Origin of the sequence: Pseudoalteromonas sp. KAN5, assembly GCF_022846535.1 — a bacterium.
Classification (GTDB): Bacteria; Pseudomonadota; Gammaproteobacteria; order Enterobacterales; family Alteromonadaceae; genus Pseudoalteromonas; species Pseudoalteromonas haloplanktis.
Genome location: NZ_AP025589.1, coordinates 883775 through 904184, shown reverse-complemented (window position 1 = coordinate 904184; position 20410 = coordinate 883775). Strand labels below are relative to the sequence as shown.

Sequence of the window (20410 nt, the reverse complement as noted above, 5' to 3'; positions counted from 1 at the left end):
CACCCATGCTTTCTGATACATTAAAAACAACGATAAGAAAAATTCATAAGCATGTGGCCAACAACCTCAATGATTATCGTCCCCGCAGTAGTCAAAATTATCTAGTGGCTGAAATAGCCAAAACGCTGGCAGGCGAATACCACAAAAAGCAACGAATTTGCGTCATAGAAGCAGGAACAGGCACAGGAAAGTCGCTAGCTTATTGTTTAGGCGCATTACCACTGGCACTTGCGCAAAAAAAGAAGCTCATTATTTCAACCGCAACAGTTGCATTACAAGAACAATTAATAAGCAAAGAACTGCCCTTTTTTAAAAAACACTCTGGCCTTGATTTCAAATTTGATTTAGTGAAAGGTCGCCAGCGCTACTTATGCGCTCATAAACTGCATAATGCAGTCAACGGTGACAGCCAAACACAAATGGAGTTTATGCCCACACTCTCATCACCACTGAGTGAAATGGAAACTAAATGTTTGCAGCAGCTCTACGATGCTTACACCAATAAAAAATGGCAAGGTGATAGAGATAGTTGGGCCGATACCATTCCGGATCGTGTGTGGGGATTGATTGCCTGTGATAAACACGCCTGCCAACGGCAAATGAAAGCCCATCAAACCTGTCCGTTTCAACTTGCTCGCCAGCGCTTAATGCAGATGGATGTGCTCGTTATTAATCATTCTTTATTGCTGGCTGATCTTGATTTAGGCGGCGGGAAAATTTTGCCCGAGCCTGATAATAGCATTTACGTTATTGATGAGGCCCATCACCTGGCTCATATTACCCGTGATTTCTCATCAGCCGCAGCCACAATTAAAGGCACCATTGACTGGCTTGACAAACTCACTAAATTCAGTGGCAAAATGGCTAAAGTGTTAGTTGGTCAAAAAGCTATAGGACAGAACTTTAAGCTTTGCGACAGTATTAATGATGCTACTAAAGATTTAAAAATAGTGCGTGATATTTTGGATAATGCTGATTTTAATTATTCAAAAGACGATACATACCGATTCGAACACGGTGAAATCCCCGAGTCGTTACACACTAAAGCCAAGGATATCAGTGAAGCGACCTTAGATGCGTTACGCTGTTTAAATAAAATGCACGACACACTTGTTCAAGATGTAAGTGATGGCGATATCAAACCTTATGTGGCTGATCCTATTTTAGGTGAAAGTGGCCATTATATTAATCGCCTTGAACAATTAAACAAGCTCTGGTTTAGCTACGCAACTAAGGGGGAAGGCACACCCCATGCACGCTGGATAAAACGCTTAGAGTACAAAAATCATCACGATCACTTATTAAGTGACTGCCCTATTGAAGTAGGTTATTACTTAAAAGATAAACTCTGGCGAGAATGTGCTGGTGCCGTTTTATGTTCAGCCACACTCACAGCACTTGGCTCATTTGACCATTTTGCTTATGAAAGCGGGCTTGCTAAAGAAGAAGGGGTAAAATACTTAAAAGTGCCTTCCCCTTTTGATTACCCAAACCAAGCAACCTTGCACATTCCAAGATCACAAATAGAGCCGACAGATAAAGAGTTTAGCGATCATTTAGCCAACGTTTTACCTAATCACCTAAATAAGCAGCAAGCTAATTTAGTATTATTTGCTTCATACTGGCAGATGGATCATGTTGTGAAAGCCCTACGCGCTAAAAACCTAGATATTTTAGTGCAAGGTGAAATGTCACGCGAAGCACTACTTAAACAACATACAAAGAATATTGATGCAGGCAAAGGCAGTATTTTATTTGGCACGCAAAGTTTATCCGAAGGCCTCGATTTACCGGGTAAATACCTTGAAAACTTAGTGATCACTAAAATTCCATTCGCGGTGCCCACATCACCTATTGAAGAGGCACAAGCAGAATTTGTACAAAGCAAAGGCGGCAATCCATTTTTATCTATTACAGTTCCCGATGCGGCAAAGAAATTAGTACAAAGCTGTGGTAGACTGCTGCGTAAAGAAAACGATCAAGGTCGGATCACCATCCTCGATCGCCGTTTAGTGACTAAGCGATATGGCAAAGCCATGCTGGACACATTACCACCCTTTAAAAGACAAATAGATTATTAATGTTTGAACTTGCACTAGACCCAACAACATGGGCACTTCTTTGTGCTGTGGCGCTTGCCGCAGGCTTTATTGATGCCGTGGCCGGTGGTGGCGGTATGTTAACTGTACCCGCGCTTTTAACTGCTGGCCTTCCCCCCATTTAACACTGGGAACAAATAAACTCGCCGCAAGCTTTGGCTCTCTCACAGCGAGTATCACATATTTTCGTAAACAACTCTTCAGTCCTCGGTTTTGGGCCGCTTCAATTATCGCAACCGCCATTGGCGCTTTACTGGGAACTCTAATAGTTGACTACCTGAGCATTGAGTTTTTAAACAAGCTTCTCCCTGTGGTGATCATTTTAGTTGCCTGCTATAGCTTGTTTGGTAATTTAAGCACAGTTGAACATGATAATCTTCCGCCACTCAATAGAGCGACCAAAATAAAACAATGGTTGCAAGGTTTGAGCTTAGGCTTTTTTGATGGCTTAGCAGGCCCAGGTACTGGCACTTTTTGGACAGCCTCTAATAGCTTGCTATACAAAATGAGTTTATTACTAAATTGTGGCCTTGCCCGTTCAATGAACTTTGTTTCTAACTTTGTATCACTTATTACATTTGTTGCACTGGGCCATGTTAACTTTTTGCTGGGTATTACAATGGGCTTGTTTTTAATGTTTGGCGCTTGGTTAGGTGCTCATTCTGCAATTCGTTTTGGCAGTAAGTTTATTCGTCCTGTTTTTAATACCGTGGTGATTATTTTAGCGTTAAAACTAATTTATGAGGCTTACTTATAATATGCATACAGCGTCTTTTGATAAACTTTGCCAACAAGTTGCTACTTTAAAGCAGCATGCAGAGCAGTTTGATAAAGCTAAATTATTTGCTAAAAACCGCTATATGCAAGCGCAACCTAGCCTATTTGACCGTGGTGTTTTTACCACCAAAAGTATGAAGCTTGTTGATTACGTCCTAGAAATTGAAGATGAAGTAAATACCCTTCCACCACTGGATCGCCGCCATGCTCATAATTATGCGTTAGTACGAATTGCTAACCAAGTGCAAGCAGTATTTAACGTTATAAAATCGACGCCTATTTGGGAAAAAGAGAACAAAAGCACGTATAAACCTCGCCATAAAGTGACAAACCAAACAGCACCTTATCAGCACGCAGTTAAGAAGATTATGCAACCCGCTCATGAATTATATGACGAGTTAAAACAAAATCATGAGTTCGAACGTCGTTTAGTATTAATGGTGGAAGAATGTAAACTTAAAATGCAAAACGTGGGCCCTATCAAAGCGAAAGCCATTAACCTTGAGATCTTAGCACTACACGGCCGGCTAGGTCGTTGTCGCAAAGCTATATCGGCTACCGAAGAAAAAATTCAACAAGTAGAGAAACAACAATTACGCTAATGGCCGTCTATTATCACCCACTCTATTCAAGACTTGCATTACCGCAACGCCACCGCTTTCCTATTACTAAGTATCAATTGCTGAAACACGCTATTACAGAGCTAGGTTTTACTGACTTTATTCGTCCACATAAAGCAACGAATGAACAAATCCAACTTTGCCACACCCGTGAATATACTGAACGCTTTATTAGTGGCCAGTTAACTGAAAAAGAAATTAAGAAAATGGGTTTCCCCTGGTCAAATCAATTGCTTGAACGCACACTATATTCTGTCGGTGCCAGTATCCAAGCCGCTGAGTCGGCTTTAACAACACAATTGGCGGTAAACCTCAGTGGTGGATATCACCATGCGTATAGCACTTACGGCAGTGGTTTTTGCATTTTTAACGATCTCGCCATCGCTGCCGCACATCTTATAAATACGGATCAAGTATCCAGTGTCCTAATATTCGATTGTGATGTACACCAAGGCGATGGAACCGCCGAAATTTGTAGTGCTCAGGAAGATGTGATCACTTGTTCAATTCATTGCCAACAAAATTTTCCTCGATTAAAACAACAATCTGACTATGACTTTGCCATCGATGCTGGCACAACGGATGATGAATACCTAAATACACTAAAAAGTGCCCTCGATTTTTGTATTCGTCTACATCAACCAGATATCATCTTATATAATGCTGGCGCGGACATTTACCAAGGCGATGAGCTCGGTCATTTTGATATCAGCTTAGAGGGCGTCTATCAGCGGGATTTACTCATCCTTAATACCTGCCGGCAACATGCTATCCCCATAATGTGCGCTTTAGGTGGCGGCTATCAACGTGATACGCAACAATTAGTCACTGTCCATAAACAGCTTTTTCGAGCCATTGTCGATTTATCCCCAAGCTTGGTATAGACTAAATACAATGATAAATGACGTAGCAGGCAATACTGTGCGATTACATGACGATATCCACAACTATTATGAAAAAATTGTAATTGAAGAGATCGGTAAACGACAACTTGAAAAAAGTTATAGTGAAGATGTAATGGCCGACTTTTGTTGCACTGTACTCAATCAACTACCTGCACGTTATATTCGCTATGATGTTGATATGGAATTTTATTTACCACAAGTAGAACGTATTCATATACAAGAGCGTGTTAATATAGCGATTGATGTCGCGATAAGCCAAATCGCAAAAAAGAAGAACTTAGATGACTAAAGAACTTGAACAAGCGCCCACTCATGTAAAACTTGCCGTTGACTTGATTATGCTCTTGGAGCAACACGAGGTTGCTCCAGAAGATGTGCTAAATGCACTGGAGATTATAAAAGCTGATTATGAACGAAAACGTGAGCAGCTCATAAATAATCAGTTAGCTTAAGCCTAACCATTTTACTCATCATCAAAAATCGCCACATAAGTAGCCTGCGTATTCGATTTGCTTGCACGATACATACCGCTGGTATTAAACGGTAAACTAATATTTCCTTTATTATCAACAATAATGACCCCTCCAGTGCCACCTATAGGTTTGAGCACACCGTTAATCACCTCATCACCAGCTTGACCAATGGTTTTATTTTGATATTTAACTCGGGCACAAATATCTGCAGCGACATTGTAGCGTATAAAATACTCACCATGTCCGGTAGCAGATACCGCGCATGATTCATTTTCAGCGAAAGTTCCCGCGCCTATCACTGGCGCATCACCAATACGGCCAAAACGTTTCGCCGTCATACCGCCTGTTGAGGTACCCGCCGCTAAATTACCGTTTTTATCCAGCGCAACCGCACCAACTGTGCCCATTTTATAATTTACCGGTAATGCGTGATGAGCTGCCTGATAATCTTTACTGGTGGCTTTTGCTTTATCTAATTTCTCTTTGGCTTTTAGCAAAGCTTTATAGCGATTTTCAGTGTCAAATAAATTGTTTTCAACCAAAGGGACACCCTGCTCTTTAGCAAATTCTTCGGCCCCCTGACCACTGAGCATCACATGTACCGACTCTTCCATTACCAAACGAGCTAAATTTATTGGGTTTTCTATATGTTTAACCCCAGCTACAGCGCCCGCTTGACGATCGCGACCATCCATAATCGATGCATCTAATTCATGGCTGCCATCATATGTATACACCGCTCCACGTCCTGCATTAAAGTACGGAGAGTTTTCTAACACATTAATTGCCGCAGTCACTGCATCAAGGCTTTGGCCACCTTGCTCAAGCACTTTATAGCCTGTTTCAACCGCTTCTTGTAACTTTGCTCGGTAGGCTTTGTCTTGTTCAGGGGTAAAACGGCTTTTTTCAATCGTACCAGCACCACCATGGATTGCAATTGCAAACGGGCTAGATTGAGTCGATGCTGGCGCACCGATAGCTAATGGACTTAACGTTAAACAGCACGCAGTGAGTAACGCGCTAAAAAGTGACTTGTTCATACAGGTAACTTGTGTTGGAAGTAAGTACCTCCAATGTGAATAAACTTGTGCTAAATTACAAGCCTAACCAGATAAAAGATACAAAAAAAGCGCCAAATGGCGCTTTTTAGTAGTTCGTATAAATTACGCTTGTTGCGCTTTTAAACGAGCCAAACGTGCTACTTGGTGCGTAGACGTTAAGAATGAGTAAATCGGAGCTAGGTAACCACGCTTACGGAGTTCTAAGAACTCTTCATCGCTTAACTCGTTAAGTTTTTTCTCATCGATAAGGTAAATACCGTTAATGTCTTTTTTCTCGCCTTTGATATCAACAGTTAATGTTTGAGCTACTAAAAGTTCTTTATCAGCAAGATACTTAGTGAATGCTTCTGTTACATGAGAAAACTCAATGAATGATACTAAGGCTTCTTTACGACGCTTTAAGTAATCAGTTTCTTCACCGTTTTCGAATAATGCATTGCCTTCAGCCTCACCCACTAATGGGCTTGCTTCGTCAATTACGATACCGTATTGATCTTCTTGTGGGTGTTTAACCAAACCAAGTGGGTAGCGTGTTGTTGCCATAGGTGCAAACGCTGCAGTCCATTTACCATCTTGTACAAAAAGGTTTTCGCCTGGCTCTAAACCAAACATTGCTACCGCTTGAAATTGACCTGTTTCGTTATTTTTAACGAAAGACATAGGGAACTCATTTGCTACACGCGCAAACTCATGTGCAACAACTGGCACTAAGTGTTGAGTTTTTAAAAATTCTACATTAATGCCATTTTGAATTTTAGTGTTGGCATGCTTTTCGTTGTGTAAAGGCTGTACTTGTTGCTCCGCCATGTTACTGCTCCGTTATTATATAAATAAATTTATTTTGCTGTTAGTGCCCTAAGGCTAAAGGTTTTGCCACAAAAATGGAAGTGAAATGTTTGTTGCAATTTGTACGCTGAGCTTTTATTGAAGTGAACCTTCTTCACATATAAATACAAAGTTAACCGCAAAATAACTTATACTCGTTTCATGTATTTAACTTTTAGCTGATTTGTCAATAAGACGCTGAAACTGCCCCAAAGAAATTAAATGCGAATAAATAGCCTCAAGCATGCCATTTTTTTGTAATGAGAGTAAATCGTCATCACTTAATGCATTCAATAACTCTCGGTCGACCGAAAATAAACCGGAAATCTGCTGCTTGTTTCCATCCCCTAAATCAAACTTAAAGCGTTGTTCAATAAGCAAGCCTAATTCATTTAGCGTTTCAATAAACTGATTGCAAATCACTTCTTGTTCAGCTAAGTGCTTTAATTGCTTTTGCTTTTCAAGCATATACGCAGATGGTTGCCCATCACCAGCAACTAAAGCAACCCCTTCACCTAGATCATTCAACTCATCTGAATTAATCGCAATTACGATGTCCCCTTCAGCATTTTTTGCTAACGAAAAAGGGTACTTAGATATATTTTGCGGGACATAAACCGTTTCAAAGTGACCATCATCGATAAATACATTAGAGCCTGCTTGCAAACCTAAAATAGCCACCATATGATAACTATCTGTTTTTGATTTAATAAAAGAAATTGGGAAGTTTAGTGCTACCTTTGCAATTTCGCTAGGTACTATACTTACCATGTGAAGATGGCTAGCGTGTGAATATTCCTCACTAATTTTAACAGAATATTTTTTATGTTTTTCTAAGCTAAATATTTCATAATTTTCTGACATAAATCACTCATCTATATGTTATTATTTTACTAAAAATAACATGTATTCAAGGTAAGTTAAAGGATGAAAATACAACGAATTAATGTTGCAGAAATTGATAACTTAAAACGTTATCTTGAAAGAAAAGACACACCAATAATTTTAACCAATTTATTTGATAGTTGGCCATCATTAGAAATTGCAAAACATTCTAAAGAAAGAATATTACAACATTTAATAAGCCAAGCAAAAAATGAGCTTGTTAATACTTTAGTTATTGATGAAAAACACAATGGATTAATAGGTTTTTCAGATGATACTTTTGAGGCATATACTTTTAAAAAGTACGATGCTCCTTTTCCTGCTGTACTTAAAAAGCTGATCCTTAATTTAAAGTTGAATAATAGCGATGTCATTGCAGTGCAAAGTGCTCTAGTTAAAGATTGCTTAACTTCATTTTTAAACAATAACCCTTCTCCAGACTTTTTAGCAAATATTGACCCTCGAATTTGGATAGGCAATGCCACAACAGTGCCAGGACACTATGATTGCGAGCATAATATAGCTTTAAACCTTTGTGGAAAAAGAACTTTTTACCTGCTACCTGCCGAAGCTATTTCAAATTTATATGTGGCGCCACTGGATTTTTCCATAGCAGGGCCCGCCGTTAGTCAGGTCGATTTTTCGCAACCAGATCTGACTAAGTTTCCAAAATTTTCTAATGTAAAAGATCAAGTGTTAAAAGCATCATTAAATGAAGGAGAGGCTTTATTTATTCCACCACTGTGGTGGCATAATGTAAAAGCAACTGAAAAAATTAATATATTAATTAATTATTGGTGGAAAAATGAAATCAATGAACAGGGTATAAACAGCGATTATTCTGATAGTTTATTACACAGCATTTTAACAATTAGGCATTTACCTGAGCACCAGAGAAAGTCATGGCAAAAAATATTTGATTATTATGTTTTTAATAAATCAGATCCTTTCAATAACAAAACTAAAAGTTATGACGGTATATTAAGTGGCAACAAAAGCAAAATAGAGCAGGCATATAAAGCTCTAGCTTCAAGAATAAAAAATTAAAACACTCAGTTTTATGGAAGTTTAAAACACGCCATTTAAATAACTAAATTCATTAATAATAATTTAATTACTATATTATTTAACTTGAACTTATAAGTAATTTAACTCATGAAAATGATAGTGTGTAATAGCACATTATACCAATCGTGTTAAGTTACTGACCATTTATAGCGACAGGTAAATGGAGTGATAACAAGGCATAAATTTTGACATGTAGTTGTTCTACATGAAAAATTTATAACGCAGTTAGCGCTTTATTTAGCCCGCTAGAATGGTTAAATATTTAAGTCGATTGGTATTAGTATAGCAAGCAGGATAAACAAAAAATGCCGCTAAGTTGCGGCATTTTTTATATGAGTTGAATCTTAGAAGCGGAAATTAGCACCAAGAACAAATCGGCGACCATTTTCATAAATTGATAGAACTCGGTCTTTACTTGTATTGTACTCAACTACTTTTTCATTCGTTAAGTTAATACCTTCAAACACAACAGAAATATTTTCTGTAACATTTACAGTTGTAGTGAAGTCTAATTGACCATAGTCATCATTCCATAGCTCTGCGCCTGAAGAATGTAGACCTTTGTACCATTCAGTACGATAGTTGTACATTGCACGCACTGAAAATAAGTCATCTTCATAAAATGCTGAAGCGTTTAACATATTTTCTGATGCGCCCATTACTAAGCCAGAACCCGGGTTCATAACATCACGTTCGCCATCATTTTTTGCATCAGTATAAGTATAGTTCGCTGATACACCAAAACCACCACCTAAGTCATACTGCAATGTAGCTTCTAGACCTGTAGTCGTTCCACCAGGACCATTTTCTGGACGTGTTACTGTCGCACTGATCCACATATCTTCTTCTTGGTCGTAGAAGTCTTGCATGTAGGTACCAGAGGTTTGGTAGCTTTCAATATCTTTATAAAATAATGTTATTGCAAAAAGTGATGCTTCATCAAAATAAAATTCCCATGCAGCATCAAACTGATTAGCTAACTGTGGGTCTAAGTTAGGATTACCCGCTTGCGCTGTTGGGTTATCTTCACCTAAATCACCAGGTGCTGTAATTGGTGAGATATCAAAAAAGTTAGGACGAGCCATTGTTCTTGCCGCTGATAAGCGAACAATTTGATCTTCAGCTAAATCATATGACAAGTTAAAGTTAGGTAAAATTTCAGTATAACTACGCGATTCTGTTACCCACTCAAGCGTTGATGGAACTAAATCAGGATTCAAGCCTGGATTATCAACTGTTAATAGACCTGCTGAATCAGAAGAGAATAAATAACCTGAAGAGTCTTGATCAGTCTTCGCAACACGAACACCTATGTTACCTCGGAAATCATCACCAGAGAAGTCACCCTGAATGTAATATGAGGTCTTTTTCTCTTCAACTGCAAATATTTCGCCAAGTACTTTGTGTGCTGCATATGATGCGTCTGGACCTAAGCCAAGTTCAAACATTTTAGCGCTGTTATGCGTTAATTGCTGCGTGATATCACCATTTACAACATCAGCACCTACTGAATCAGAACCAATAGCAAGGTCACATTGTGCTAAAGTAGGGCAATCAGTACCAATAATTTGGCTCATGTAGTTAGCACTAACACCATCGTTTGCATAACCCCAGTGCCAGCTGTACGCTTCTCTATCTTGAGTACGTTTCTGGTCACGATACTTCACACCCACTTTAATAGCAGTGAATGCGCCCATATCAACAGGAATATCAAAATCTACTTGACCATAACTTTCTTCGTCTGTCGTTGGCTTATTACCACCCCAGATCCAGCCGCCATTAAATTTAGAAGGATCAGTACCATCAACACCTGCATTAACCGTTGGTGTGCTTCCCGTTAAATCAAAGTTATAATCGCCTTGACCACCATACTCCCAAGACGTTTCATTCAAAGTACCACCTTCAGCCTCGGTTGTACCTAACTCAACATTCATGCTGAAAGAATCTGTTGCAAAATCAATATCTAAATGAATTGAGCTTGTGTCAGTGCTTGAAATACGGTTAATGTGATTCCAGCGAACATCAGTACCACCACTTCCATACACAGCATTTTCCCCTTCGTAACTTAGGGTAGCGTTAGATGCTGGATTCATAAGTAGATAGTTTGAGTTCGTGTTATTCACATCCATATTTGAATCTAAGATGTTTAAAGTAGCACTAAAATCATCTGATGGTGCAAATTGAATTGCTGTAAATAATGTTGTTCTTTCACGGTCTTGACGGAATACTGGTACACCCATAGTACGAGGTGTGTATGTACCATCATCTTGTGCATCCCAACCTAGCACTTCAAAGCCTTCACGACGAACTGTACGGTCTGATTTAGAGCCAGAAACTAAAATACCAAACTTTTCATCTTCATTTTTCCATGAAAATAAACCTTCAATTAGTGGGTCATGCTCTTCAGATGTTTCTGAATATTGGCTTTGAAGGTTGATGTGAGTCGTACCAGAGTCTAAGTCCAGAGGTTTACGAGTATGAAGAATTACTGTACCACCGATCGAACCTTCGTCTAAACGCGCTTCTGGTGACTTATAAACTTCCAAGTTACTTACCAAAGAAGATGGTAACATAGTGAAGTTAAAGCTACGTGATGGATTATCAAGAATAAACCAATCAGCTGTACCTACGTTTTGACCATTAAGTAAAGTACGGTTTTTAGTAGGATCAGAACCACGAACAGTGATCTTCTCACCTTCACCAAACTCTCGACTTACACCAACACCCGTAATACGTGAAAGTGATTCAGCAACGTTTTTATCTGGAAATTTACCAATATCTTCAGCAGTAATAGAATCAACAACTGCATTTGCAAAGCGTTTGTTGTTAATATCAGCTTTAGTTGAGGCACGAATACCACGTACTTCAATGACTTCAACGTCTTCTTTGATTTGCGTTTCTTCAGCTGCGAATGCAGCACCAGTGAATCCGGCACTCATTACAAGACCGATATTTACTGCTAATAAGCTTTTTTTAAAATTTTTAGCTAACACAGGATTCCCCTTGAATCATTTTGTTGGTTTTATTTATCACTTCTGCCCAGTGATGATGACAGCGTTGTCATCTAGTAACAAACCATACACTCTAAATTACAATTGTGCTACATCTTTTTAGCTATATTGTGTAAAAAAATAGCTATAAAAACACTAAGCAATTGAAATTAAAAGAAAAATAAAAATAATGAACTTTATGGATTGTTACTTTTTAACGGCGTGAATATAACATGAATATGTCAAAAAAGAGAAAAGCAAATGTACGATTTTAGGTAATTTTAAGATTTTTGATAAGTCAAAGTGTAAAAAAAACGTTCCACCTGATCCTTACAAGTGGAACAATACTCGTTTAAACTACAATAATATTAATTCGATTAGCTGTAATAAAACGCACCTATTGACACTCATTATTTGGTAAATTAGGGCAAATAATCTACCTAAGGGGAACTTGAGTAAATGGTTATCAATATCAATGACAGCGTTGTCATTTTTCAATTATAAAGACCTATACTACTTATGTCTACCTTTATTTCGTGAGTATTCCATTTATCGTAGCTAACTATCGAAAGAATACATTAAGGTCAATCGTGTTAACTCAGACTATTTGCAGTGACTGATAGACACAGTAATAACAAGGTGAAATTTTTGACATGTTACTGTTCTACTTAAAAATTCATAACGCTGTCAACGTCTTAGTTTAAGTTAAACATTTAATCGATTAGTGTCAGGTGGCAATTTTCACATAAACTCAAGTGTGCAGCCTCAGCTATACAATGAGCTAATTTTAGCTGAAAACAAAAAATGCAGACTTAAAAGTCTGCATTTTAAAGTGTTGAGCAACTATATACTTATGGTGCCCAATAAACTTCAATATTAATGCTTGGGTGATTTAATACTGCACGCAACGGCATATCATTGACATCACCACCAGCTTTTGCAGCTTTATAAACAGCTAGCTTTTCTTCACCGCTTATCAACAACTTAACAACTTTAGATTGGGCTATGGCTGCCAACGTCAAAGTCATACGCTCAGTAATACTGCCTGTCACGTCACTTTCAATAGCGTTAATTGCACATACCAAGTCTGATGTCGTTAGTCCGTATTCAAGACCTTTAGCATGTGGAAATAATGAAGCTGTATGGCCGTCAGGACCCATCCCCAAAATAGTCACATCAAATGGACGTTTAAGCTGCTGATATGCGGCTTCACATTCTGCGCTGCCCTGCTGAGCTGTAGCAGCACTATTCTTCATTGTGATAAAGTTTGCATCGGCGCCATGGTTTTGTAGTAATGTGCTTTTTATGAACGCTTCATTACTTTTATCATGCTCTGCATCAACCCAGCGCTCATCGACCATGGCAACGTCGATTTTCGCCCAATCTAAAGCTAAATTAGATAAGTGTTTATATGCAGGTGCAGGAGATGAACCACCTGATACCATAAGTACTGCACGTCCACTCGCTTCAATACCATCAACTAGGCTTTGTTCAAGCGTTGCTGATAACTCTGCTGTTAATGCATCTTTTGAGTCAAAAAACTTTTCTACGATGGTTGCCATGCTTATACCTTATCGCCAGTGTTAAACCAAACATGGTTATTTTCAGCTAATAATTCGTCAGCATCATCTGGTCCCCAGCTACCAGCACGGTATAAGGCCGGTTTACCTTTTTCTTGCCAACGCTCAATAATAGGGTCAATCCATTTCCATGCCTGACGTACTTCGTCACGATGTATAAACAATGATGGGTTATTTGCTGCAGCATCAAGCATTAAACGTTTGTACGCATCGGAGTGAAAACCATTACTATAAGCTTGGGAAAGCTCAATATTCATAGTTACAGGCTCAAGTTGCATCTCAAGATTATCAAGACGTTTTGACATCAAGGTTAATTGAATTGTCTCTTCAGGTTGCAGACGAATAACTAAGCGGTTTGGTTCAATTTTTCCTACGTTATCGCCGTACACGTTATGTGAAACTTTTTTGTATTCAACCACAATTTCAGCACAACGTTTAGCCATACGCTTACCTGTACGCAAGTAAAATGGCACACCAGCCCAACGCCAGTTATCAATGTGCGCACGAATAGCAACGAAGGTTTCTGTCTTACTCGAACCTTCATTAAGTTCTTCAAGATAACCTGGAACTATTTTACCCGCTAAATCGCCTGGTACATATTGACCACGAATAATATTGTCGTCTACATCCGTTCCTACAAGTGGACGAAGTGACTCTAATACTTTTAATTTTTCAGTACGAATACTGCTGGCATTTAATTTGTTTGGTGATTCCATTGCCACTAAACATAGCAACTGTAATAAATGGTTTTGCACCATATCACGTAATGCACCGGCTTTATCGTAAAAACCAGCGCGACTTTCAAGGCCTACGGTTTCAGATAAGCTGATTTGAATATTATCAATTGATTTAGCATCCCACATATTTTCAAATATTGAATTTGAAAAGCGCAATGCCATTAAATTCTGAACGGTTTCTTTACCCAAGTAGTGATCGATACGGAAAATTTGCTCTTCAGTAAAATACTCAGCAATTTTTGCATTGATCTCTTCAGCCGAGCTACCGCAATAGCCTATTGGCTTTTCGACTACAACACGAGATGTTGGTGTGATAAGACCTTTCGTGGATAATATTTCACAACAACTGCCATAAACGGCTGGAGGAAGTGACAAATAAAATACGCGAGATTTATCTTCATCATGTTCATTAAGAATTGTTTTTAGTTTGTCCCAATCGTCATCCGCTTCGGTAACGTTAGTTACGACAGGTACTAAACACGCGGAAAAAGCTTTCCAGTCTTTGGCGTTAAACTCACCTTTACTTAAAAACTCTTTTAATGCTTGGTGAGCTGTTTCTATATATTCCGCACGTTTACTTTCTTCACGAACCGTCGGTAAAATACGTGAACCTTGCGGAAGGTTGCCTTCTTGATATGCGCGATACATTGCTGGTAATAATTTGCGTAATGCAAGATCACCACCGCCCCCAAAAATTACAATATCAAAAGGATTTAGCATAATTTACTCTCTACGTTTGCTATGCCTCGTTGTCGACTATCTGTTATTGATAGTACAGGCATACATTCTTATTGTTTAGATGATGTCAGCTTTTTGGCATCGTGATCGAGAAAAAGCCTGTTGAATTCGCTTGTCTTTAGTGCTGAATATTGTTCCAGCTTTACTCATAGTAAACTGGTAATTAAATGAGTCTTAGGGGCTCTGTATATCCTCTCACAAATACACAGGCCCTAAGAACTCCAGCGCTACCCGTTCAAAGGTATTTGGTTGCACAATACAACTCATTATACTGTGCGAATTTTTTACTGTGCTCGTCGTTGTTTATAGTAGCTCATTAAACCATTTGTTGAGCTATCATGAGGGTGAGTGACACTGTCATCCAATAACTCAGCTTCAATTTTTGATGCTAAACCTTTACCTAATTCAACACCCCATTGATCAAACGAACATATCGCTAAGATGATACCTTGGCAGAAAATCTTGTGCTCATACAAAGCGATTAAACGACCCACTGTTTTGGCATCTACGGTGTCTAACAACATTGATGTCGTTGGACGATTACCTTGATGAATTTTATGATTCAGCAACTGCGTGATTTCAGCCTCAGTTTTACCTTTGGCTGTTAAATCTGCACGCACTTGCTGTGCATCAACACCCATCATCATTGCTTCGGTTTGCGCAAAGAAATTCGATAATAATATATCGTGGTGCTCACCTACGTTGATTTGCGGCTTAATTGACGCAATAAAATCAGCGGGTACAACAACGTTTCCTTGATGCAAACACTGATAAAAGGCATGTTGACCATTGATACCTGTCATACCCCAGATAATTGGCACTGTAGTATACGGCACGGTATTGCCCGCAAAGTTTACATGCTTACCATTACTTTCCATCTCACCTTGCTGTAAATAAGCTGGCAACATATGCAATGCTTGGTCGTAAGGCAAAATGGCCTGTGAATCAAAACCTAAGAAGCTGGTGTTCCACACACTTAATAATGCCATCAAAAGTGGAATGTTTTCCTGAAACTCAGCTGTTTTAAAATGTTCATCTACTTCAAATGCACCATCAAGCACGGCTTCAAAGGCCTCAAAGCCTAAGTATAATGCGATTGGTAATCCTATCGCACTCCATAATGAAAAGCGACCACCAACCCAATCCCACATAGTGAATACGTTTTCATCGGCAATGCCAAATGCAGCCGTTTTTTCTAAGTTAGTACTTACAGCTACAAAGTGTTTTGCAATCGCTTGCTTGTCATTCGCTGATTCTAAAAACCACGCAACGGCAGTTTTTGCATTGGTCATGGTTTCTGATGTAGTAAACGTTTTTGATGAAATCACAAACAACGTCGTTTCTGGATCAATCTCTTTCAAAACAGAAGCGATTTGCACACCATCGACATTTGAAACATAATGCACTTTCAAAGTGTCATCAGCGTAGCTTTTCAGCGCTTCAGTTGCCATTTGCGGCCCTAAATTTGAGCCACCTACACCAATACTGACAACATCTTTAACCGCTTTACCGGTATAACCTAACCATTGTCCACTGCGAACTTTATTCACGAACAACTTAATCTTTTGTAATTCAGCGTTCACCACCGAGCTTACATTCTCATTATCAACAACTAGCGATGATTCATTGCGATTACGAAGCGCTGTATGAAGAACCGCTCTATCTTCAGTGATATTGATTTTTTCACCGCTGAACATTTTGTCACGCCAAGTGGCGATATCGCACTCTTGCGCTAAAGAAATCAATTGAGTGACCACATTGTTATCAATCAATTGCTTTGAATAATCAAATAAAACACCAGGGATTTGAGTCGAAAATTGCTCGAATCGAGTGCTGTCATTGGCAAATAAATCTTTAAGATGAATTTCCTTCATCTTATTTGCACTTGTTTGTAATGCTTGCCAACTAGCTAACTGTGAACGACAACTCATTTTTTAACATCCCCTTAAACTTGCAACAAACTGATTTGTAACTATCTTTATATAAATAAAGTGAACTGATAGCGTATTAACCTACAAACGAAGTTAACGATAAGTTAAAATGACAACGCTGTCAATAAGCTACTTTTATATTTTACAATCGAGATAATAACGCACTTTTACTCATTTGACACCGGTATCATAAAAATTATCTCAATTATTTTACTGCTAATTTTGTTGAACATTAGATACACTAACTGGTCTAGATGAAGAATTAATGAATAGAGCACTGCTAAGTCTACTCATAAATACTCATCGCAGGAACAAGACAACACTAAAACAATAACCTAAAAGTAACTCTATGAAAGTAACTATAAATGATGTAGCGAGACTCGCCGGAGTGTCGATGAAAACAGTTTCACGGGTGATCAACAAAGAACCTTCTGTTCGTAAAAAAACTTACGATATCGTGATGGAAGCTGTCAATGAGTTGAATTACCAACCTAACCTTGCAGCGCGAAATCTAGCCGGTACGTCATCATTTACTGTAGGTTTAGTCTATGACAACCCCAATGCCTATTATGTTATTGATATGCAAAATGGTGTGCTCTCTCGCTGCAAAGACGAAGGCTATGAATTGGTGATCCACCCTTGTACTTACACTGATGCCAATATGGAAGCAGACTTTATCACTATGATAAAACGCTCTCGTCTAGCAGGGCTTGTACTCACCCCTCCATTATCAGAGCAAAGTAGCATCACTAATTTGTTAGATGAATTAAATATTCACTACGTTCGCGTCCTATCTGGGCGACCCACTGATGATGATCAAGATACCTGTATTTATGTAAACGATTACAAAGCCGCGTATGAAATCACTACTCATTTACTTGCACATGGCCATGAAAATATAGGCTTCATTTGTGGTGATAAAGAGCATAAATCCACATCAGAGCGTCTTGAAGGCTATAAAGCCGCACTGGCAGATCATCAAGTAAAATTTAACTGTGACTTTGTGTATGATGGTAAGTACTCTTTTGAATCTGGTGTTGAAGGCGCAAAAACATTACTAGCCGACAACAACAAACTGGCGATCACCGCCATCTTAGGTGGTAACGATGAAATGGCCGCTGGAGCCTTGTTTGCATCACGCTTAATGGGTATCGCTATTCCTGAGCAATTATCCATTACCGGCTTTGAGGATTCACCCTTCTCACGCCAGACATGGCCAAAACTAACCACCGCACACCAAGCAAATGATATTATATCTCAACATGCAGCACGCTTGCTCTTCACAAAAACCCGAGGGGCACGCAATCAAGATAAAGACATCATTACTTCGTTTACTCCCTCTATTGTTGTAAGAGAAAGCTCAGGACCCAAACAATAGCATTACCACGTTACTAACAATAATAAAGGCGCTTGTAAGCGCCTTTATTGTTGTTAGACACTTTAAATTAAAGTAATGCCATACCACCGCTGAGGTTATACACTTGGGTAAAGCCAAGTTGAGATAAATTAGTAGCCGCTTGTTTTGAGCGATTACCACTGCGACAAAGTAAAATATATTTATTTTGCGCATTCAATTGCCCATCTACCAACGCATTTGCCATTCTACTAAGCGGAATATTCATCACACGATCAGGGGTAATTGCAAATTGCTGAGAAATATCATTAGCGCCATGCTCATAGGGTTCTCGGGTATCAATTAGATGGACATCTGCAAGTATTAACATTTCTTTCGCTTGCACTGCATTTACCTCATACGCTGTACTGTGCTGTAAACTATCTGCATAGCCGCACAAAGTTGCAAATTTCGATAGGTTGCACTCGTCACTGTGGTGTTTTTGCTGTGAGAATTCGGCATCTGTTATTTCATTCGTTAATAGTGCCTTCAATAACGGTGTCTGCTGTTGTTGCACTTGCCAATTAATCGCAAAACATTGCTGGTAATCATGCCCTGAGCAGATCACTGTCGAATTGTCCAAGCATTGAGATAGTTGCCGTAATGAATGTGCCATCACTAACGCATTACCACCATCAATAGCTGTATTACCAAGCCCTGCTGGAAGCAGTAGATCGCCACAAAAGCAGAAGCGTACTTGGTGTGAGTCATTACACTTTAATAAATAACTAACACTATCTTCACTGTGACCTGGTGTTGCGATCCGTTCAATTGTGCACTCTGACAATTCAATCCGATCCTGTGAAATTGGCCAACCTAATTGATCTGTGTCAGCAAAACTGAACTTTAGGGCTTGTGCTAACAACGCTGTTGCAGCACAGCGTTCTTGATGTGCGTGAGTATCTAAAATCGCTGCTACAGTTAAATTTTGGGTATGCACTATTTTTTCAAGGCGTGGAATGAGCTCTACAATCGGATCAATAATCACCGCGTGCTTATTTTGGCTGACATAAAGCCAACAACATGCACCTTGGTGTCTAAATTGAGTGAGTCCTAAGGCACATACTTCTTGCAACGGTAATGATGAATCAGACACCATTAAACAGTTTGCTTGTAATATAGGTTTAAGTGAACGAATACGTGTACAAGCTGTGGTTATTTCAGCTTGGGTTGTCGCAGGTCCAAATGATAAACGTATTGCATTTTCACTACGCCAATCACTCACCCCCATAGCATCAAGAACAAAGCTGCGACTCGCCCCTGAGCTACACGCAGAGCCGCCACTGATACGAATACCGGCCGCATCAAATAAATCCATTACTTCTTTGCTGCTTAGTTCATCAACCGAAAAGTTTAAAGTGGTTGGTACTGATAAATCAAAGTCATGGTTAAATGTTAAACTGCCGAAGGTATCAACTAACGCATGCTGCAATTGTTCACGGTAGCTATGCAACACATCAAGTGATTTAAACGTGTCGTTTGCTTTATCAAGTAATAAGGAAAATAATTTGTTAAGTCCTGCAATACCGGGTAGGTTTTCAGTGCCTGATCGCATCCCACTTTCTTGGCCCCCCCCAGCAATAAATGGGGTGTATGCACTGCCTTGACGAATATACAACACACCAATCCCCTTAGGTGCATAGAGCTTGTGGCCTGAAAAAGGCGCATAGTCTATACTGGTATCACTTAAAGCAAGTGCCGTTTTACCTAAAGCTTGTACACAATCAACCATCCAAGCAACGTCAGCATTATGACTGCGAATTACTGCTTCAATGGCCGTTAAATCTTGATAAACACCGGTTTCATTATTTACAGCCATAGTACAAATCATCAATGCATTTCTAGCATGCTCAGCGATAAATTCTAAGTCTAATAGACCATCATTTGAAACAGGTATCGCAAGCACTTTAGCGTTAATGCCTAATACGCTATTCCAGTGTATTAATGTATTTGGTACCGCTTTATGCTCAGTTGCACCATATAATAAAACGGGGTTTTTAATAGTGTGATTTTTAGCAGCAATTAACGTCGACACAACAGCCGTTTGAATGCCTTCTGTCGCCCCTGAAGTAAATAAAATATCCCCCTGCTGCGCGCCAATGACATCACGCGCTTTTTGACGAGTTTGCTCTAATAAATGCTTAGCTTGAATGCCAGTAATATGTGAAGAAGACGGATTACCAAAGCAAATTTGCATGGTGTGTGACACAACCTCGGCAATACAAGGTAGCACGGGAGTCGTTGCGTTTGCATCAAGGTAAATTTGTGACGAAGTGTCAGTAGGGAATAATAGATCAGACATTAAAAAACGCACCATATTACTAAAAG

General features: G+C 39.2%; 15 protein-coding genes and 1 pseudogene. 8 read left to right on the top strand and 8 right to left on the bottom strand.

What is annotated here, in order from left to right:
• Nucleotides 1-5: 5 nt before the first annotated feature.
• From dinG to KAN5_RS03915, 6 genes and pseudogenes are all read left to right on the top strand, one after another.
• Entirely contained in the window at nucleotides 6-2081 is a 2076-nt protein-coding gene (dinG, locus tag KAN5_RS03940; protein WP_244390535.1) for an ATP-dependent DNA helicase DinG, read from the top strand.
• Nucleotides 2081-2856, top strand: a pseudogene (locus KAN5_RS03935) (TSUP family transporter). The gene dinG and the pseudogene KAN5_RS03935 overlap by 1 nt, the downstream one beginning before the upstream one ends.
• 1 nt (nucleotide 2857) lies before the next feature.
• Complete coding sequence (locus KAN5_RS03930) at nucleotides 2858-3478, top strand: primosomal replication protein (RefSeq protein WP_016707498.1); 621 nt, start codon at nucleotides 2858-2860, stop codon at nucleotides 3476-3478.
• Nucleotides 3478-4380: a histone deacetylase gene (locus tag KAN5_RS03925; RefSeq protein WP_244390534.1), complete on the top strand. Its 903-nt coding sequence runs from the start codon at nucleotides 3478-3480 to the stop codon at nucleotides 4378-4380. Before KAN5_RS03930 ends, KAN5_RS03925 begins: the two co-directional genes overlap by 1 nt.
• 37 nt (nucleotides 4381-4417) lie before the next feature.
• Nucleotides 4418-4690, top strand: coding sequence for a late competence development ComFB family protein (locus KAN5_RS03920; protein ID WP_029216046.1), 273 nt, complete (start codon nucleotides 4418-4420; stop codon nucleotides 4688-4690).
• The gene (locus tag KAN5_RS03915) at nucleotides 4683-4853 is read left to right on the top strand and encodes a DUF2496 domain-containing protein (protein ID WP_016707501.1); all 171 of its coding nucleotides are present in this window, start codon (nucleotides 4683-4685) and stop codon (nucleotides 4851-4853) included. Before KAN5_RS03920 ends, KAN5_RS03915 begins: the two co-directional genes overlap by 8 nt.
• Before the next feature lie 11 nt (nucleotides 4854-4864).
• On the opposite strand, the gene KAN5_RS03910 is transcribed toward KAN5_RS03915, so the two are convergent.
• From KAN5_RS03910 to KAN5_RS03900, 3 genes are all read right to left on the bottom strand, one after another.
• A complete protein-coding gene (locus tag KAN5_RS03910) occupies nucleotides 4865-5914 on the bottom strand; it encodes an isoaspartyl peptidase/L-asparaginase (RefSeq protein ID WP_016707502.1) in 1050 nt (349 codons plus the stop codon).
• A 123-nt stretch (nucleotides 5915-6037) separates the two neighbouring features.
• Nucleotides 6038-6742, bottom strand: coding sequence for a SapC family protein (locus tag KAN5_RS03905; protein WP_016707503.1), 705 nt, complete (start codon nucleotides 6740-6742; stop codon nucleotides 6038-6040).
• Between the two features lie 186 nt (nucleotides 6743-6928).
• On the bottom strand, nucleotides 6929-7624 hold the full coding sequence (locus KAN5_RS03900; protein ID WP_016707504.1) for a SapC family protein: 696 nt from the start codon (nucleotides 7622-7624) through the stop codon (nucleotides 6929-6931).
• Between the two features lie 63 nt (nucleotides 7625-7687).
• Here KAN5_RS03900 and KAN5_RS03895 point away from each other — a divergent pair, with 63 nt between their 5' ends.
• On the top strand, nucleotides 7688-8692 hold the full coding sequence (locus KAN5_RS03895; RefSeq protein WP_016707505.1) for a cupin-like domain-containing protein: 1005 nt from the start codon (nucleotides 7688-7690) through the stop codon (nucleotides 8690-8692).
• 365 nt (nucleotides 8693-9057) lie between these two features.
• Here the strand turns inward: KAN5_RS03895 and KAN5_RS03890 are convergent, their stop codons facing one another.
• The 4 genes from KAN5_RS03890 to pgi all read right to left on the bottom strand — a co-directional run bounded on the left by KAN5_RS03890 (nucleotide 9058) and on the right by pgi (nucleotide 16689).
• Nucleotides 9058-11706 carry a TonB-dependent receptor gene (locus KAN5_RS03890; protein ID WP_016707506.1) on the bottom strand — a complete coding sequence of 883 codons (2649 nt, stop codon included), beginning with the start codon at nucleotides 11704-11706 and terminating at the stop codon, nucleotides 9058-9060.
• An 848-nt stretch (nucleotides 11707-12554) separates the two neighbouring features.
• A complete protein-coding gene (pgl, locus tag KAN5_RS03885; RefSeq protein ID WP_016707507.1) occupies nucleotides 12555-13265 on the bottom strand; it encodes a 6-phosphogluconolactonase in 711 nt (236 codons plus the stop codon).
• 2 nt (nucleotides 13266-13267) lie between these two features.
• The gene (gene zwf / locus KAN5_RS03880; protein ID WP_016707508.1) at nucleotides 13268-14740 is read right to left on the bottom strand and encodes a glucose-6-phosphate dehydrogenase; all 1473 of its coding nucleotides are present in this window, start codon (nucleotides 14738-14740) and stop codon (nucleotides 13268-13270) included.
• Between the two features lie 302 nt (nucleotides 14741-15042).
• Nucleotides 15043-16689 (bottom strand): glucose-6-phosphate isomerase, encoded by a 1647-nt coding sequence (gene pgi, locus KAN5_RS03875; RefSeq protein WP_016707509.1) that lies wholly within the window; start codon nucleotides 16687-16689, stop codon nucleotides 15043-15045.
• Between the two features lie 349 nt (nucleotides 16690-17038).
• On the opposite strand from pgi, the gene KAN5_RS03870 reads away from it, so the two are divergent.
• Complete coding sequence (locus KAN5_RS03870; RefSeq protein WP_016707510.1) at nucleotides 17039-18067, top strand: LacI family DNA-binding transcriptional regulator; 1029 nt, start codon at nucleotides 17039-17041, stop codon at nucleotides 18065-18067.
• Nucleotides 18068-18134: 67 nt separating this feature from the next.
• Here the strand turns inward: KAN5_RS03870 and KAN5_RS03865 are convergent, their stop codons facing one another.
• On the bottom strand, nucleotides 18135-20384 hold the full coding sequence (locus KAN5_RS03865) for an aminotransferase class V-fold PLP-dependent enzyme (RefSeq protein WP_244390533.1): 2250 nt from the start codon (nucleotides 20382-20384) through the stop codon (nucleotides 18135-18137).
• Nucleotides 20385-20410 lie beyond the last annotated feature (26 nt).

What these genes read in the sequence shown, in the direction of transcription:
- dinG (WP_244390535.1), top strand. Translation starts at nt 6, where the DNA reads ATGCTTTCTGATACATTAAAAACAACGATAAGAAAAATTCATAAGCAT.
- KAN5_RS03930 (WP_016707498.1), top strand. Translation starts at nt 2,858, where the DNA reads ATGCATACAGCGTCTTTTGATAAACTTTGCCAACAAGTTGCTACTTTA.
- KAN5_RS03925 (WP_244390534.1), top strand. Translation starts at nt 3,478, where the DNA reads ATGGCCGTCTATTATCACCCACTCTATTCAAGACTTGCATTACCGCAA.
- KAN5_RS03915 (WP_016707501.1), top strand. Translation starts at nt 4,683, where the DNA reads ATGACTAAAGAACTTGAACAAGCGCCCACTCATGTAAAACTTGCCGTT.
- KAN5_RS03910 (WP_016707502.1), bottom strand. Translation starts at nt 5,914, where the DNA reads ATGAACAAGTCACTTTTTAGCGCGTTACTCACTGCGTGCTGTTTAACG.
- KAN5_RS03905 (WP_016707503.1), bottom strand. Translation starts at nt 6,742, where the DNA reads ATGGCGGAGCAACAAGTACAGCCTTTACACAACGAAAAGCATGCCAAC.
- KAN5_RS03900 (WP_016707504.1), bottom strand. Translation starts at nt 7,624, where the DNA reads ATGTCAGAAAATTATGAAATATTTAGCTTAGAAAAACATAAAAAATAT.
- KAN5_RS03895 (WP_016707505.1), top strand. Translation starts at nt 7,688, where the DNA reads ATGAAAATACAACGAATTAATGTTGCAGAAATTGATAACTTAAAACGT.
- pgl (WP_016707507.1), bottom strand. Translation starts at nt 13,265, where the DNA reads ATGGCAACCATCGTAGAAAAGTTTTTTGACTCAAAAGATGCATTAACA.
- zwf (WP_016707508.1), bottom strand. Translation starts at nt 14,740, where the DNA reads ATGCTAAATCCTTTTGATATTGTAATTTTTGGGGGCGGTGGTGATCTT.
- pgi (WP_016707509.1), bottom strand. Translation starts at nt 16,689, where the DNA reads ATGAGTTGTCGTTCACAGTTAGCTAGTTGGCAAGCATTACAAACAAGT.
- KAN5_RS03870 (WP_016707510.1), top strand. Translation starts at nt 17,039, where the DNA reads ATGAAAGTAACTATAAATGATGTAGCGAGACTCGCCGGAGTGTCGATG.
- KAN5_RS03865 (WP_244390533.1), bottom strand. Translation starts at nt 20,384, where the DNA reads ATGTCTGATCTATTATTCCCTACTGACACTTCGTCACAAATTTACCTT.